Annotated in this window: 12 protein-coding genes; 3 read left to right on the forward strand and 9 right to left on the reverse strand. The window is 60.6% G+C overall.

Going from position 1 to position 16,162, the window contains the following annotated elements; all coding sequences use genetic code 11:
- Positions 1-47: 47 nt before the first annotated feature.
- The 4 genes from recA to norR form a co-directional block, all read right to left on the reverse strand.
- Entirely contained in the window at positions 48-1,112 is a 1,065-nt protein-coding gene (gene recA / locus EV102420_RS00415) for a recombinase RecA (RefSeq protein WP_042387642.1), read from the reverse strand.
- An 89-nt stretch (positions 1,113-1,201) separates the two neighbouring features.
- Positions 1,202-1,699: a nicotinamide-nucleotide amidase gene (gene pncC / locus EV102420_RS00420; RefSeq protein WP_042387646.1), complete on the reverse strand. Its 498-nt coding sequence runs from the start codon at positions 1,697-1,699 to the stop codon at positions 1,202-1,204.
- 135 nt (positions 1,700-1,834) lie between these two features.
- Positions 1,835-2,917 (reverse strand): lytic murein transglycosylase B, encoded by a 1,083-nt coding sequence (gene mltB / locus EV102420_RS00425; RefSeq protein ID WP_042387649.1) that lies wholly within the window; start codon positions 2,915-2,917, stop codon positions 1,835-1,837.
- A gap of 164 nt (positions 2,918-3,081) precedes the next feature.
- Positions 3,082-4,599 (reverse strand): nitric oxide reductase transcriptional regulator NorR, encoded by a 1,518-nt coding sequence (norR, locus tag EV102420_RS00430; protein WP_042387652.1) that lies wholly within the window; start codon positions 4,597-4,599, stop codon positions 3,082-3,084.
- A gap of 189 nt (positions 4,600-4,788) precedes the next feature.
- Here norR and norV point away from each other — a divergent pair, with 189 nt between their 5' ends.
- Together norV and norW are read left to right on the forward strand one after the other, a co-directional pair.
- Complete coding sequence (gene norV / locus EV102420_RS00435; protein ID WP_042387655.1) at positions 4,789-6,231, forward strand: anaerobic nitric oxide reductase flavorubredoxin; 1,443 nt, start codon at positions 4,789-4,791, stop codon at positions 6,229-6,231.
- On the forward strand, positions 6,228-7,388 hold the full coding sequence (gene norW, locus EV102420_RS00440; protein ID WP_042387658.1) for an NADH:flavorubredoxin reductase NorW: 1,161 nt from the start codon (positions 6,228-6,230) through the stop codon (positions 7,386-7,388). Before norV ends, norW begins: the two co-directional genes overlap by 4 nt.
- Here norW and EV102420_RS00445 read toward each other — a convergent pair.
- The 5 genes from EV102420_RS00445 to EV102420_RS00465 form a co-directional block, all read right to left on the reverse strand.
- Positions 7,333-8,361 carry a HoxN/HupN/NixA family nickel/cobalt transporter gene (locus EV102420_RS00445; protein WP_042387659.1) on the reverse strand — a complete coding sequence of 343 codons (1,029 nt, stop codon included), beginning with the start codon at positions 8,359-8,361 and terminating at the stop codon, positions 7,333-7,335. The two genes, norW and EV102420_RS00445, sit on opposite strands and share 56 nt — an antisense overlap.
- 14 nt (positions 8,362-8,375) lie before the next feature.
- A complete protein-coding gene (gene hypF, locus EV102420_RS00450; RefSeq protein WP_042387662.1) occupies positions 8,376-10,598 on the reverse strand; it encodes a carbamoyltransferase HypF in 2,223 nt (740 codons plus the stop codon).
- Positions 10,599-10,601: 3 nt separating this feature from the next.
- Positions 10,602-12,749, reverse strand: coding sequence for a formate dehydrogenase subunit alpha (gene fdhF, locus EV102420_RS00455; protein ID WP_042387664.1), 2,148 nt, complete (start codon positions 12,747-12,749; stop codon positions 10,602-10,604).
- A 37-nt stretch (positions 12,750-12,786) separates the two neighbouring features.
- Entirely contained in the window at positions 12,787-13,332 is a 546-nt protein-coding gene (hydN, locus tag EV102420_RS00460; protein ID WP_042387666.1) for an electron transport protein HydN, read from the reverse strand.
- A 133-nt stretch (positions 13,333-13,465) separates the two neighbouring features.
- On the reverse strand, positions 13,466-14,479 hold the full coding sequence (locus EV102420_RS00465) for a LacI family DNA-binding transcriptional regulator (protein ID WP_042387669.1): 1,014 nt from the start codon (positions 14,477-14,479) through the stop codon (positions 13,466-13,468).
- A gap of 223 nt (positions 14,480-14,702) precedes the next feature.
- Between EV102420_RS00465 and ascF the strand changes: the two genes are divergently transcribed.
- Positions 14,703-16,151, forward strand: a complete 1,449-nt coding sequence (gene ascF, locus EV102420_RS00470) for a PTS cellobiose/arbutin/salicin transporter subunit IIBC (RefSeq protein ID WP_042387671.1) — start codon at positions 14,703-14,705, stop codon at positions 16,149-16,151.
- Positions 16,152-16,162: the final 11 nt, after the last annotated feature.

Below are 16,162 nucleotides of genomic sequence, written 5' to 3' on the forward strand. Positions count from 1 at the left end.
TAGCAAAAAGGGCTGCATCGGCAGCCCTTGTTCATTACGTCAGATTATTAAAAATCTTCGTTGGTCTCTTTCGCATTGACGTCGTTGTCGTCAACCGTGAAGTCCGGTTTGCTGTCCGGGTTCGTGAGCAGAATTTCACGGATCTTCGTTTCGATCTCTTTCGCGGTAGCCGGGTTCTCTTTCAGCCAGGTAGTCGCATTCGCTTTACCCTGACCGATCTTCTCACCGTTGTAGCTATACCATGCGCCCGCTTTTTCGATCAGCTTCTCTTTCACGCCCAGGTCAACCAGCTCGCCGTAGAAGTTGATGCCTTCGCCGTAGAGGATCTGGAACTCAGCCTGTTTGAACGGCGCAGCGATCTTGTTTTTCACCACTTTGACGCGGGTTTCGCTACCTACCACGTTATCGCCCTCTTTCACCGCGCCGATACGGCGGATGTCGAGACGCACGGAGGCGTAGAATTTCAGCGCGTTACCGCCGGTGGTGGTTTCCGGGTTACCGAACATCACGCCAATCTTCATACGGATCTGGTTGATGAAGATCAGCAGGGTGTTGGACTGCTTCAGGTTACCCGCCAGCTTACGCATCGCCTGGCTCATCATACGTGCCGCGAGGCCCATGTGAGAGTCACCGATCTCGCCTTCGATCTCGGCTTTCGGCGTCAGTGCCGCAACGGAGTCAACGACCAGCACGTCAACCGCACCGGAGCGCGCCAGCGCGTCACAGATCTCAAGCGCCTGCTCACCGGTGTCCGGCTGGGAGCAAAGCAGGTTGTCGATATCAACGCCCAGCTTGCGCGCGTACACAGGGTCAAGCGCGTGCTCAGCATCGATAAAGGCACAGGTTTTACCCTGACGCTGTGCAGCAGCGATAACCTGTAGTGTCAGCGTCGTTTTACCCGAGGACTCCGGCCCGTAGATCTCTACGATACGGCCCATTGGCAGGCCGCCCGCACCGAGGGCGATGTCCAGCGAAAGCGAACCCGTGGAGATCGTTTCTACGTCCATAGTACGGTCTTCACCCAGGCGCATGATGGAGCCTTTACCGAATTGCTTTTCGATCTGGCCCAGTGCTGCCGCCAACGCTTTCTGTTTGTTTTCGTCGATAGCCATTATTACTCCTGTCATGCCGGGTAAAGCAGGTGATGCTCGCCGGGGATTACTGTTTTGTTGCGCTCATTATACTGTATACGCATACAGTATCAAGCTCTTTGTAGAAAATGTTGCCACAGGGTTTGCAGGGCATACGCGGTGGCCTGGCGGCGCACGTTTTCACGGTCACCGGCGAAGCATTCCCGCCGCGTGATCCCCTCTCCCGCCGCGCTGGCAAAGCCAAACCACACCGTGCCAACCGGCTTGTTTTCGCTGCCGCCGTCCGGCCCCGCGATGCCGCTAATGGAGACGGCATAGGTTGCACGAGCGGCCTTAATGGCACCGATCGCCATCTCCACCACCACAGGCTCGCTCACTGCGCCGTGCTGGGCTAACGTCTCGGGTTTAACGCCGATCATCTGCGCCTTGGCTTCATTAGAATAGGTGACAAACCCCCGTTCAAACCAGGCGGAGCTGCCGGCGATATCGGTAATGGCTTTCGCCACCCAGCCGCCGGTACAGGACTCGGCCGTGGTCACGGTCGCGCCGCGCGCCTTTAACGCCTGCCCGATGCGCTCGCTCAGCTGCATCAATTCACTGTCAGTCATAACCGCTCCGTAAACGGCTGAAATGAGAGAGATAAGATAGCACTTTCTCCCTTAATATGGGGGCGAGGACGGGATTTTACGAGGCCGATTCAGAAAAAAGGCCAGCGTGCGCTGGCCTTGGATCGCGGGTAAGCGCTACTGCACGCGCGCCAGCGACACCGCCTGGCCCAGCTGCCAGACCGCCATCGCATAGTGCGTGCTGGCATTGTACCGGGTGATGGTGTAGAAGTTCGGCAGACCGTACCAGTATTCGTACCCGGTCCCGACGTCAAGACGCAACAGGCTTACCTGCTGATGGTTGCCCACCGGCTGCTGAGGCGTCAGGCCAGCGGCCGCCAGCTGCGAGACGCTGTATTTGGTTTTAAAGCCGTTTGCCAGACCCGGTGCCTGACCATTAGCCGGAATGGCGACCGGATCGCCCTTCACCCAGCCATTGGCTTTAAAGTAGTTCGCCACGCTGCCAATCGCGTCAACCGGATCCCACAGGTTAATGTGTCCGTCGCCGTTAAAATCGACCGCCAGTTTTTTATAGGATGAGGGCATAAACTGTCCGTAGCCCATCGCCCCGGCAAAGGAGCCTTTCAGCTCCAGCGGATCGTCCTGCTCGTCACGGGCCATCAGCAGGAAGGTCTCCAGCTCGCTGGAGAAGTATTCGGCGCGGCGCGGGTAGTTAAACGACAGGGTCGCCAGCGCGTCGAGAATGCGCGTTTTCCCCATCACGCGGCCCCAGCGGGTCTCAACCCCGATAATGCCCACGATAATCTCCGGCGGCACGCCGTAGACCTGCCATGCACGGTTGAGGGCGTCTTCATACTGGTTCCAGAACGCAACACCGTTCTGCACGTTATCCGGAGTAATAAACTGCTTCTTGTAGCGCAGCCATGCGCCGTTCGGGCCGACTGGGGCTGGGCCAGTAGGTGCCTGGCGATCCATCAGGCGCAGGACGTAATCAAGACGCTTCGCCTGGGATAAAATTTCACGCAGCTGCTGGGGATCGAAACCATGCTTGCTGACCATTTTATTAATGAACTGCTCTGCCGCCGGGTTATTGGCAAAGTCACCGCCTGACATAATGACATCATGCTGCGGCTGAAGCAGGAAACCGCCGGATGGCGTACCGGTGGTAGCCGGAGGCGCTTCAGGCGTTTTGGGTTTGCTGCTGCAGGCAGAGAGCAAAACAAGCGCGGGAAGAAGAGTGATATAACGACGCTTAAACATGGGTTGTCCCTAATACAAAATCGACCTGAGAGAATCATGGTAAATCATCTGGCTGGCCTTTCAAGCCCAGCCGCTTCGCCAGAACCGTAGGCCGGGCAAACGCAGTGCCGCCCGGCGTTGTCGCATCAGCACGGTAACGCCCGGTGGCGCTCCGCTTACCGTGCCTACGACGCTTTCAAGCCCAGCCGCTTCGCCAGCCGGTGCAGGTTGGCGACGTCCATCTCCAGCGCCCTGGCACAGGCGGCCCAGCTCTGGTTATGCTGCGCCAGCGTCTGGCGGATAGTCTGGCGCTGAAAATCCTCCGTCGCCTCGCGCAGGTTCCTGCCCGGCACGGAGGGCGCGGCGTCCGCTATCTGCGGCAGAGGCGCGTCGGCAAAGGCAAAGTGCTGCGCCTCCAGCGTGACCTCATCCCCTGCCCGTGCGGCACGCGCCAGCACCACGGCACGATGGATGGCGTGCTCCAGCTCGCGCACGTTGCCCGGCCAGCCATACTGTAGCAGCTGCGAACGCGCTCCGCTGCTTAATAGCACCTGCGCGAGGCCAAAGCGCTGCCGACACTGCTCGCAGAAGTAGCCTGCCAGCAGTACGACATCCTCACCACGCTCGCGCAGCGGCGGCACCGCCAGCGGAAAGACGCTCAGGCGATGGAACAGATCGGCGCGAAAGCGTCCGGCCAGCACCTCCTCCCGCAGATCGCGGTTGGTGGCCGCCAGCACCCGGACGTCAACCCGCAGGCTACGATCGTCCCCGACGCGCTGAATGTCCCCGTACTGCAATACGCGCAGTAGCTTAGCCTGCAGCGCCAGCGACAGCTCGCCAATTTCATCAAGGAACAGCGTGCCGTTATCGGCCATCTCAAACTTGCCGCTGCGGTTGCTGATTGCCCCGGTAAACGCCCCTTTGACGTGACCAAACAGCTCGCTCTCCGCCACGCTCTCCGGTAGCGCCGCGCAGTTAAGATAGACCAGCGGCTGGTCTGCACGCGGAGAGCCTTCATGAATGGCTTTCGCCACCAGCTCTTTGCCGGTGCCCGTCTCGCCGCTAATCAGCACGTTCAAATCCGAGGCGGCAACAATGTCGATCTCCTTTTTCAGCTGCGTCATGCCCGGCGACAGGCCGATCATCCGGGTAGCGGTCACCGGCTCGAAGATCGCGGGCGCGCCCGGGAGCATATTCTGGCTCTCCAGCTGCTCAATCAGCAGGGCGTTATTGAGCGCCCCTGCCGCCAGAGCGGCAATCAGCCGCAGCTCCTCATCGCTGAAGTTATCGAAGCGATCCGGCGACATGCCGTCGAGCGTAAGGGCGCCAATCAGGTGCTGCCCAGCAAATAGCGGCAGGCCGATGCAGGCGTGCACTTTCAGCGCCTCCTGGCCCGGAATGAGCCCGTCATAGGGATCGGGCAGATCGCTATCGGCCGGGAAACGCACCACGTCCCCTGCCCTGGCGATAGCTTCCAACCGGGGATGTCCCTCCAGGGTAAAGCGTCGCCCCAGCACGTCCGGCGCGAGGCCGTCGATGGCTAAGGGAATAAACTCCCGCGCGCTGTAGCGCAGCAGCGCCGAGGCGTCGCAGCCTAAGACCTGACGCAGGGTGGCAATCAGCCGCTGAAAGCGATCCTGATGGCCGATGCCACTTTGTAACTCAATGGCGATCCCCGCTAATACCTCAACTGAAAAACTCATCGTTACCTCGCTGTCATTTTGACAATTCATAGTGTCATATTGACAACAATAATGATAGTCAAAATGACTACCCATCTTGAGTGATATTAATTAAAAAACGTTTAATTTCAATAGCTTAAAAAGTTGGCACGCAACTTGATATAAGCAAAGCATCTGAGTCAAACATGCTGAATTGAAATTGAGGTTGCTATGTCTATTCTGGTTAAAAATAACATTCATTGGGTTGGTCAACGTGACTGGGAAGTACGCGATTTCCATGGCACCGAATATAAAACGCTGCGCGGCAGCAGCTATAACAGCTATCTCATTCGCGAAGGCAAAAACGTGCTGATCGATACCGTCGATCATAAATTCAGCCGCGAGTTCGTACAGAACCTGCGCAGCGAGATCGACCTTAACGCCATCGACTATATCATCATTAACCATGCCGAAGAGGACCACGCGGGTGCGCTGACCGAGCTGATGTCCCACATCCCGAATACGCCGATCTACTGCACCACCAACGCCATCGACTCCATCAACGGTCACCATCACCATCCGGAGTGGAACTTCCACACCGTGAAGACCGGTGATACGTTAGATATCGGCAACGGCAAGCAGCTGATCTTTGTCGAAACGCCGATGCTGCACTGGCCGGACAGCATGATGACCTACATGACCGGCGACGCGGTGCTGTTCAGCAATGACGCCTTCGGCCAGCACTACTGCGATGAACGCCTGTTCAATGATGAAGTGGATCAGGGCGAGCTGTTTGAGCAGTGCCAGCGCTACTACGCCAACATCCTGACCCCGTTCAGCCGTCTGGTGACGCCAAAAATCACCGAGATCCTCGGCTTCAACCTGCCGGTGGATATGATTGCGACCTCTCACGGCGTGGTCTGGCGTGAAAACCCGACCCAAATCGTTGAGCTGTATCTGAAATGGGCGGCAGACTATCAGGAAGATCGCATCACTATCTTCTACGACACCATGTCCAATAATACCCGCATGATGGCAGACGCCATTGCCCAGGGGATCAACGAAGTAGATCCCAACGTAGCGGTCAAAATCTTCAACGTGGCGCGCAGCGATAAGAACGAGGTATTAACTAACGTCTTCCGCTCCAAAGGCGTGCTGGTGGGCACCTCCACCATGAACAACGTGATGATGCCAAAAATTGCCGGTCTGGTAGAAGAGATGACCGGCCTGCGCTTCCGTAATAAACGCGCCAGCGCCTTTGGCTCCCACGGCTGGAGCGGCGGCGCGGTAGACCGCCTCTCTACCCGTCTTCAGGATGCCGGTTTTGAGATGTCCCTGAGCCTGAAGGCGAAATGGCGTCCGGATATTGATGCCCTTGAAATTTGCCGCCAGCATGGCCGTGATATCGCACGTCAGTGGGCACTTACTCCGTTACCTGTCGCTGCACCTGCGGCCGCAACAGCGCCAGAGGCCAGCCCCTGTGCAACTGCCGCCGATCTGGGGCCGAGCATGCAGTGCAGCGTTTGCCAGTGGATCTACGATCCCGCTAAAGGTGAGCCGATGCAGGAGGTCGCCCCTGGGACGCCATGGTGCGATGTGCCGGACAACTTCCTCTGCCCGGAATGTTCCCTGGGTAAAGACGTCTTTGATGAACTGGCTACGGAGGTAAAATGAACCACGGCATCGTGATTATTGGCTCGGGCTTTGCCGCCCGCCAGCTGGTGAAGAATATCCGTAAGCTTGATGCGAACGTGCCGGTGACGCTGATTGCAGCCGACAGTATCGATGAATACAACAAACCGGACTTAAGCCACGTGATCAGCCAGAGCCAGCGTGCAGACGACCTCACCCGCCAGACGGCGGGGGAGTTTGCCGAACAGTTTAACCTGCGGCTGTTTCCCTACACCTGGGTGACCGATATTGACGCCGCCGCGCACGTGGTGAAAGCGGGCGATCGATCCTGGCAGTACGATAAGCTGGTGCTGGCGACGGGCGCATCCGCCTTTGTGCCGCCGGTTGAGGGACGTGAGCTGATGCTTACCCTCAACAGCCAGCGGGAGTATCGCGCCTGTGAAACCGCGCTTCGCGACGCGCAGCGGGTGATGATTATCGGCAGTGGTCTAATTGGCACCGAGCTGGCGATGGATTTTTGCCGCGCCGGAAAAGAGGTTACCCTCATCGACCGGGCAGCCAGCATTCTGCCGACGCTGATGCCACCAGAAGTAAGCAGTCGCTTACAGCATCGCCTGACCAATATGGGCGTGCAGCTGCTGTTGAAATCGCAGCTGCAGCGGCTGGAGGAAACCGCTGACGGTATCCGCGTTCAGCTGGATCGCAGCCGCAGCGTTGAAGTAGATGCGGTGGTGGCTGCCACCGGCCTGCGGGCGGAAACCGCCCTGGCGCAGCGCGCCGGAGCAGAAACGCATCGCGGAGTGAAGGTCGACAGCTACCTGCAAACCACGCAGCCGGATATCTATGCGCTTGGCGACTGTGCGGAGATCAACGACAACGTCCTGCCGTTCCTCCAGCCGATTCAGCTTAGCGCCATGTACCTGGCGAAAAACCTGCTCGGTGCCAGCGTTCCACTTAAGCTGCCCGCGATGCTGGTAAAGATCAAAACCCCTGAGCTGCCCTTACAGCTGGCGGGCGACTCCGGACGACGCGATCTGCGCTGGCAGATGGAAACCAGCGCTGCGGGGATGGTCGCTCAGGGGTTTGATGAAGGCGGTCAGCTCTGCGCCTTTGCGATTAGCGAGGATCGCATGAAAGAGGCGTTTACTCTGCTGAAGCAGCTCCCGCCAGCGAGTCATAGCCCCGTATCCGGTAGTTAACAATCGAGGCTAGCCAGCAAAGGATAAAAATCGCCACCACGATAAAACCGGTATCGCCGAGGTTATCGTTCAGCGTGGCGATAGCATCCCATACGCCGCCGCTCAGGGCGAACTTATCCACCAGCAGCCCCAGCGCTTCCAGCCCGCCGATAAACAGCGCCACCACCACTGACGTACCGGTGATAGTCATGTTGTAGTAGAGCTTGCGCTGGGGTTTAGCAAAGGCCCAGCCGTAGGCGTTGACCATCAGCAAATTATCCAGCGAATCTACCAGCGCCATGCCGCTGGCAAACAGCGCCGGGAAGACCATAATCGACCAGATAGAGATGCCGTTAGAGGCGCTGGCAGCAGAGATCCCCAGCACGCCAATCTCCGTTGCGGTATCGAACCCCAGACCAAAGAGAAAGCCCACCAGATACATGTGCCAGCTCCTGCCGACCAGGCGAAAGGCGGCGCTAAACAGCCAGTGCATCACCCCACCCGGCGTGGCGCTTTCGGCATCCACCGGCTTACCCTGTTTCAGGGCCTGGAAGCAGCGCCATACGCCGCGCAAAATCACCAGGTTCACCAGCGCCATTGCCAGCAGAAAGATGGCCGACACCGCCGTACCAATCATGCCGCCGGTTTCGTGAAACCACGCCATGCGGTGCTGGAACGCCGCCGCCGTGGCGGCAATGGCCACAGAGGCCAGCACGACGATGCTGGAGTGGCCCAGCGAGAACCAGGCCCCGACGCCAAACGGGCGTTTGCCCTGCTGCATCATTTTACGCGTCACGTTATCGATAGCGGCGATGTGATCCGCATCGACCGCGTGGCGCAGCCCGTAGCCCCACGCCAGCAGGCTAGCGGCCATTAGCGCCGGACTACTGGCAAAGGCGTGCCACGCCCAGCCCCAGGCCAGCAGGTTAGCCATCGTTAGCCCCAGCATCAGCAGCGCCGCACGCGGCTCGCTGCGTAAAATTCGCATCAACATCATCAATTCCTTAGTTATAAGCGTCTGGCAGCGGCAATCACCGCCTGCCCAAAGGCAAGTGCGCCGTCCCCCGCAGGCAGTCTGCGGGGAAACAGCAGCGTAAAATCAGAAAGGTAAAACGCGAGGCGCGCGCGCAGGAGCCGGTTATGGATCACCCCGCCGCTAAAGCAGAGCGTGCGGATCTCACGCGCGTCGGCGTGCTGGCGCATCAGATCGGCCAGTCCGTGGGCGAGAGCGTCATGAAAAGCCCATGCCCGCTCGTGCGGTTCCGCCTGCCAGCCCAGCAGCAGTTGCCAGAAGCGCGCCAGATCGAGCCTGCCCTCGTGCAGCGGCAGGATGAGCGGATGCGCCACGCCTGCGCAGCGTTCGGCCAGCGCCTCCAGCCGACAGGCCGCCTCCCCCTCGTAGCTCAGGGTCGTCGGGGCGCACCCCAGCGCACAGGCCACGGCGTCAAACAGACGCCCGCAGGAGGAGGCCAGCGGCGTATTAATCCCCCGCTCGATTGCCCGCGCCAGCGGCGGCCAGTTCTGCGCCTGCACCGGCTGGGTTTTAGGGTAGCGCTGCCACTCCGGGACAAACGCCAGGCAGTGAGCCAGTAGGTTCCGCCAGGGCTGCTGCGCGGCCAGATCGCCACCTGGGAGCGCCACGGCGGGCAGACCGCCCAGATGTTCGCACTCGCGGTAGTTCACCCGCAGACACTCCCCTCCCCACAGCGCGCCATCGGCGCCCATGCCGATCCCGTCCAGCGTCAGGGCGATAACGTCCCCGCCCGACAACGGCCAGCCGTGCTCGGCCAGGCAGGCCGCCGCATGAGCATGGTGATGCAGCACCGGCATCACCGGCAGTCCGCTCTCGGCCGCCCACTGGCTGGATCGGTAGCCCGGATGGGCATCGCAGACAATCTGGCGAGGAGAGAAGTTATAGATGGACTGCATCAGATCCAGCGCCTGTCGCCACTGCGCCTCGACGCCCTCGTCACCGAGATCGCCGAAGTGTTGGCTCATCACCGCCTGCCCGCCGCGCACCAGGCAGAAGGTATTTTTCATGTCCGCACCCATGCAGAGCAGCGGCGGCACATCGGTAAAGCCCGGCGGCAGCGGCAGCGCGTCCGGCACAAAACCACGCGAGCGCCGGAGCACCTCTCCGTCGGCCCGCATAACCGAGTCGTCCATCCGCTGGACGATATCGCGGTTATGCAGCAGGAAACCGTCGGCGATGGCGGCGAGATCCCGCTGCGCCTCGTGGTTAGTTAACGCGGGCGGTTTACCGCTGAGGTTGCCGGAGGTCATTACCAGCGGACGCTTAAGGCTCTGCATCAGCAGGTGCTGGAGAGGATTGGCGGGCAGCATCACGCCCACCTCGTTGAGTCCCGGCGCGATAGCCGCGTCCAACTCGGGCAGGAGGGTTTTATCCACCAGCACCACCGGCGCGGCCGGGGTCTCCAGCGCCGCGCGGGCCGCCTCAGGCAGGTTCTGCGCATTGGCGATCATCACCGCCAGCGGCTTGGCTGGACGCCGCTTGCGCAGACGCAGACGCGCCACCGCCTGCGGGTTAAGCGCGTCGCAGGCGAGATGAAAGCCGCCGAGGCCCTTCACCGCCACGATGCCGCCTGCATCCAGCACGGCCAGCGCCGCTGTCAACGCTGCCTCTTCCGCCAGCGTCTCACCCGCCGCGTGCCACGCTAGCTGCGGGCCGCACTCAGGACAGGCCACCGGCTGGGCGTGAAAGCGGCGATCCGCCGGGTTGCGATACTCCGCCTCGCAGGCCGGACAGAGCGGAAATGCCGCCATGGCGGTCTGCGGGCGGTCATAGGGCATAGCGCGGATAATGGTCACCCGCGGCCCACAGTGGGTGCAGTTGACGAAGGGGTAGCGATAGCGGCGATCAGTGGGATCGTTCATCTCTGCCAGGCAGGCCGGACAGGTTGCCGCATCCGGCACGATCTGGGTATCCATGCCGCCCCCCGCGCTGGGCAGAATGGTGAACGCCACAGGACGCTGCGGCCAGTGAAACGGCACAGCCTCGATCTGGTCGATGCGCGCCAGCGGCGGGCAGGCCTGCCGCATCTGCGCCATAAACCCGGCCTCCTCTCCCCAGAGCCGCACCACCACGCCCTGCCCGTCATTGCAGACGTCGCCGGTACGCTGGCGCCGCTGCGCCAGCTGCCAGACAAAGGGGCGGAAGCCCACCCCCTGAACTTTGCCCCGCACGCGGATAAGGACGCCGCTATCACTCATGCCCTATACCGCCGCGTCGCGCAGGCGGGTTTTCATCGCCTGATAGGTGGTCTGGGTATAGTTTTCCGCCCAGGGCTGATCTGCAATGGTGCTGACCTTCACTGCGCAGTACTTGGTCTCCGGCGTTTTGGAGATCGGATCAAGGTTGTCCTGGGTCAGCTCGTTGCAGGCCCCAATCCACCACTGGTAGGTCATGTAGACGCTGCCGCGATTAATGCGCTCGTTCACGTCGGCACGGCTGATTACCTTCCCGCGCCGGGACTCCACCCACACCAGCTGCCGGTCATGAATACCGAGCGCCTGGGCATCGTCCGGGCTGATCTGCACAAAGCCTGGCTCGTCGGCGAGAGTTTGCAGCGCCGCGCAGTTGCCGGTCATCGAGCGGCAGGAGTAGTGCCCCACCTCGCGCACCGTGCAAAGCACTAGCGGGAAGTCGGCGTCCGGCACTTCGGCTGGGGCACGCCATTGCGCCGCAAACAGGTGCCCTTTGCCGTCCGGGGTATCGAACTTGTTACCCTGGTAAAGATAGGGCGTTCCCGGATGATCCAGCGTCGGACAGGGCCACTGTACGTGTCCCATATCGCCCATCTTCTCGTAGGTGACGCCGTAGAAGAGCGGGCACAGCTCGCGCAGCTCGTCCCAGATCTGCTGGTTGCTGTCGTAGTGCATCGGGTAGCCCATCTCGGTGGCGATCAGGCTGATGATCTCCCAGTCGCGCTTGACGTTGTACTGCGCGTCCACCGCCTTCTCGAACCGCTGGAAGCCGCGATCGGCACAGGTAAAGACGCCGCCGTGTTCGCCCCATGAGGTCGCGGGCAGCAGGACATCCGCCTGCTCGGCGGTTTTGGTCATAAAGATATCCTGCACTACCACGAAGTCGAGCGCCTCAAAGCCCTTGCGCACCAGGCCCAGGTCGGCTTCGGTCTGGAGCGGATCCTCACCCATGATGTAGTAGGCTTTGACCTTGCCCTCCAGCGCCAGATGCGGCACTTCGGTAATGCGTACCCCGACCTGGTCGTCCATATCCGCAGCGTTAATTCCCCAGGCCCTGGCGAATTTCTCCCGCACCGCCGGATCCACCACGTCCTGGTAGCCAGGGAACTGGTTGGGGATCACCCCCATATCGCACGCCCCCTGGACGTTATTCTGTCCGCGCACCGGCCCGACGCCGACGTGCTCCCGGCCAAGGTTGCCGGTGAGCAGCGCCAGGCTTGCCAGACCTTTCACCACGTCCACCGCCTGGCCGAACTGGGTAACGCCCATGCCCCACATGATGGTGGCCGACGGTGCTGCGGCGTAGGTACGCATCGCCTGGCGGATCTGCTGGGCGCTGACCCCGGTCAGGTGCTCAACCGCTTCGGGCGCATAGTCTTTGACCACCTCGCGGTAGGCGTCGAGGCCGCTGGTAAAGCTGGCTACATACTCTCTGTCGTACAGCTCCTCCTCCAGCAGCACGTAGCCAAAGGCGTTGACCAGCGCCATATTGCAGCCGTTGTTGATTTGCAGATGCTGATCGGCAATGCGCGCGGTCTCGATCCGTCGCGGATCGCAGACGATGATTTTCGCCCCGTTCTGTTTAGCTTTGATCACCCGGCGGGCAACGATGGGGTGCGAGTCGGCGCAGTTGTAGCCGAACACCAGCAGGCAGCGGGAGTGTTCAATATCGCCGATGGAGTTGCTCATCGCTCCGTTACCCAGCGCCTCCTGCAAACCCGCTACCGACGGGCCGTGGCAGACCCTGGCGCAGCAGTCGACGTTGTTAGTGTGCAGCACGCCACGGGCAAACTTCTGCATCACGTAGTTGGTTTCGTTGCCGGTCCCGCGCGAGGAGCCGGTGGTCATGATCGCCCGGCCGCCATACTGGGCTTTGATCTCCCCCAGCCGTTTTGCCGTGTAGCGAATGGCTTCATCCCAGCTTACGGGCGTTAGCTTGCCGCCTTTCTGGTAGCGGATCATCGGCTGGGTCAGGCGCGGCGTCAGGAGTTTCGTATCGTTAAGGAAATCCCAGCCGTAATAGCCCTTCAGGCAGAGCTGATTCTGGTTGGTGACGCCTTCCGCCGCTTCGGCACGAATAATTTTGTTGTTATCGACCACCAGCTTCAGTTTGCAGCCTGCGCCGCAGTATGGACAAACGCTCGTAATTTTTTTCATCAGTAACAGACCTGTTAAAAGTTGAAATGCTGTTCAGTTAAAAGAGGAGTGAAGCAGCGGTATCGAGTGCCGCACGGCGGCGTCTCTCAGCGCTGAGCTGCTCCAGACGCGCTCTGTCAACACAGACCAGCGCCTCGGTGGGGCAGACTTCCATGCAGGCGGGGCCTGCCTCGCGGGTATGGCAGAGGTCGCACTTGTTGGCCTCGGCTTTCTCCGCCCGCACGTTCAGGCCCGCGCCGCTGTTGCGAACCACCGGACGCACAACGACCTCCATCGCACCATAGGGGCAGGCAACTACGCAGGTTTTGCACCCGATGCAGCGCTCCTGCATCACGTTAACAAAGCCTTTGTCCCGGCTGATGGCGCCGTTGGGGCAGACGTTGGCGCACGGGGCGTCCTCGCACTGACGGCAAAGGGTCGCGGTAGAGATGTTCACGCCTTTAATAACGTGAATACGCGGCAGGAAGGTGTCGGGGGTTAAAGAGGCACAATCCTGTTGCGCCTGATGGGAGACCACGCAGGCAACTTCACAGGTACGGCAGCCAATACATTTACTGGCATCAGCCATGATGAAACGGTTCATCAAATTCTCCAGCATTAACGGTAGTGTGCCGGAGTATTCACGAATCGTGCCAGAGTTTATTTAATTGATTTATATGACTTTTAAAATAAGGAGAAACTGTCATCGACACTTGTGACGATGACAGCTGTCGACATCAGATATGCGGGCCATGGCTAACGGAGCCGCGCAGGATCAGCTCGCCGATAAAGGCCGGCTGGGTAGTGAACTCCCCGCCATCGAGCATAAAGATAAGGCGGTTGATGGTCTCTTTGATCATCTCCGTCACCGGAATTTTGACGCTGGCCAGCGGCGGGACGGTATAGGGGGCGATGGCAATGTCATCGAAGCCAATCACCGAGACCTGCTCCGGAACAGCAATGCCGCTGCCGTGCAGCTGGCTAATGGCCCCTATCGCCATATCGTCATTGCTGGCCACCAGCGCGCTGAAGCGCACCCCGCGTTCCAGCAGCGTGGCGACGCCCGCCGAGCCGCTGGCAGGCGTCCACTTCCCCTCGACGATCAGTTCGTTACGCACCGCCACGCCGTGCCGTTCCAGCGCCTCTCTATAGCCGGAGAGACGCTCGTTGCCGGTAGGCGAGTCGAGGGAGCCGGTGATAAAAGCGATGTCCCGATGCCCCTGGGCCAGCAGCGTCTCTACCGCCGCCAGGCTGGTGCTTTTCTGGTCGCAGTAGACGCAGTGGCTGCTGTTTTTTCGCAGCCGCCGGTTGAGCACCATAATGGGCTGGGTATGGCCGTCGATGATCGTGTCGATCTCGTCGACGCTGAGAAAGCGCGGGTAGATCACAATCGCATCGCAGCGTAGATCGAGCAGATACTGGATCGCCTGCCGCTCTTCGTCAGCGCTGTGTTTGCCGTCGGCAAGGATCAGCTGGCGACCACGATCCTCCGTCATCCGCGCCGCATGAAACAGCAACTCGCTAAAATAGACCCCGTGATAGAGCGTATTGGTCACCACCAGCCCGAGGGTTTGGGTGGTTTTCGCCGCCAGGTTACGCGCCAGCAGGTTTGGCCGGTAGCCGCTCTCCTCAATAGCTTTAAATACGCGCTCCCTGGTCTCCTGGCCAACGTAGCCGTTGCCTGACAGCACGCGGGACACCGTCGCCTTCGATACCCCTGCCCGCTTCGCTACCTCCAGCATCGTGGTCATATTTGCTTTCCTTTCATTTGTCTATCCGCAGTTTACTGCACCCGGCACGGATTTGCAGCGCTTTGCCCAGCAGCGATCATGGTGATCGTCCTCACGGATCTAAACATCCATCATTGAATATAAAAATGAAACTCAGCATGCTTTTGTGGAACCGGTTTCCTACATCACGTCTCACTGCTCGCGGTGCAGCCGTAACCCCATACTAAAACAGGATAAAAATCCGATGGCCAAAAACTATGCTGCGCTGGCGACGACCGTAGTCACCGCGCTGGGCGGGGCGGACAATATCGCCGCCGTCACCCACTGCATGACGCGCCTGCGTTTTGTGGTGAAAGATGAGACGCAAATCGACAGCGCCACGCTGAAAAGCACTCCCGGCGTGATGGGCGTGGTGCGCAGCGACAGCCAGTGCCAGGTGATCATCGGCAATACGGTGTCGCAGGCCTATGCCGAAGTGGTGCGCCTGCTGCCGGCCGATATGCAGCCGGTGGTCGACAGCGGGCCGCAGAAGCTGACCCTCCGGCGCATTGGCGCAGGCATTCTCGACGCCCTAATCGGCACCATGTCACCGCTGATCCCGGCGATCATCGGTGGCTCGATGGTCAAGCTGCTGGCGATGATCCTTGAGATGACCGGCGTGCTGGAGAAAGGCTCCTCTACCCTGACGATCCTCACCGTCATCGGCGACGGGGCCTTCTTCTTCCTGCCGCTGATGGTAGCGGCCTCGGCGGCGGTGAAGTTTAAAACCAACATGTCGCTGGCGATTGCCATCGCCGGGGTGCTGGTGCATCCGAGCTTTATCGAACTGATGGCGAAGGCGGCTCAGGGCCAGCAGGTGGAGTTCGCCCTGGTTCCGGTAACGGCAGTGAAGTACACCTACACGGTGATCCCGGCGCTGGTGATGACCTGGTGCCTCTCTTACATCGAACGCTGGGTGGATCGCATCACCCCGGCGGTGACAAAAAACTTCCTTAAGCCGATGCTGATCGTACTGATCGCCGCCCCGCTCGCCATTCTGCTGATCGGGCCGATCGGGATCTGGATCGGCAGCGCCATCTCCGCGCTGGTCTACACCATTCACAGCTACTTAGGCTGGCTGTCGGTGGCGATCATGGGCGCGCTCTGGCCGCTGCTGGTGATGACCGGCATGCACCGCGTCTTTACCCCGACCATCATCCAGACCATCGCCGAGACCGGCAAAGAGGGCATGGTGATGCCGTCCGAAATTGGCGCGAACCTGTCGCTGGGCGGCTCGTCGCTGGCGGTGGCGTGGAAAACCAAAAACCCGGAGCTGCGCCAGACGGCGCTGGCGGCGGCGGCCTCGGCCATTCTGGCGGGTATCTCCGAGCCTGCGCTGTACGGGGTGGCGGTGCGCCTGAAGCGTCCTCTGATCGCCAGCCTGATCAGCGGCTTTATCTGCGGCGCGGTGGCCGGGATCGCCGGGCTTGCCAGCCACTCGATGGCCGCACCGGGACTCTTTACCAGCGTCCAATTTTTCGACCCCGCTAATCCAATGAGCATTGTCTGGGTCTTTGCCGTAATGGCGCTGGCGGTGGTGCTGTCGTTTGTGCTCACCCTGCTGCTGGGCTTTGAGGATCTGCCCGTCGAGGATGAGGCAGCCAAAGCGCGTGCGTTGCAGGCGGCAAAGCCCGCGGCAGCGGCCAGAGCTTGATTTAACAAGAG

The sequence above is a fragment of the Pseudescherichia vulneris NBRC 102420 genome, from assembly GCF_000759795.1.
GTDB classification, from domain to species: domain Bacteria; phylum Pseudomonadota; class Gammaproteobacteria; order Enterobacterales; family Enterobacteriaceae; genus Pseudescherichia; species Pseudescherichia vulneris.